1 pseudogene is annotated in these 372 nt (G+C 73.4%); it reads left to right on the top strand.

The annotated features are described in order from the left end of the window. Positions 1-372, top strand: a pseudogene (locus GT030_RS28890) (isocitrate dehydrogenase); the annotation flags it as partial.

Genomic DNA, 372 nt, shown 5'->3' with positions numbered 1-372 from the left:
GACGACTGGGTGCGGCGGGCGGCGGAGCGGCACGGGGTGGAGATCCGGTGGTGCCCGCCGGACACGGTGAACCGGGATCTGATCGCGCACGGGCTGCCGTCGAGGACGGTGGTGGTGGCGGGGAACGAGTGGGCGGACATCATGCATGTGGTGCTGCTGGAGCGGTTGGGGGGTGAGCGGCAGGAGAGCCGGTTCACGGAGAACGTGCATCTGCTGCCGGGGGTGGCGGGGCTGGTGGAGTTCCAGACGGTGCACGGCTCGGCGGACGATCTTGAGGGCCGTGGTCTGGTGGATCCGGTGGCGGCGATCCGGGCGGCGGCGGCCGTGGCGGAGCGGCACGTGGGGTGTGCGGGGGCGGTGGCCGCGGTGGAG

This window comes from Streptomyces sp. SID1328, assembly GCF_009865595.1.
Taxonomy (GTDB): Bacteria; Actinomycetota; Actinomycetes; order Streptomycetales; family Streptomycetaceae; genus Streptomyces; species Streptomyces griseoluteus.
Note: the sequence above shows the minus strand (reverse complement) of the source record. Positions and strands in the feature narration are given on the sequence as shown.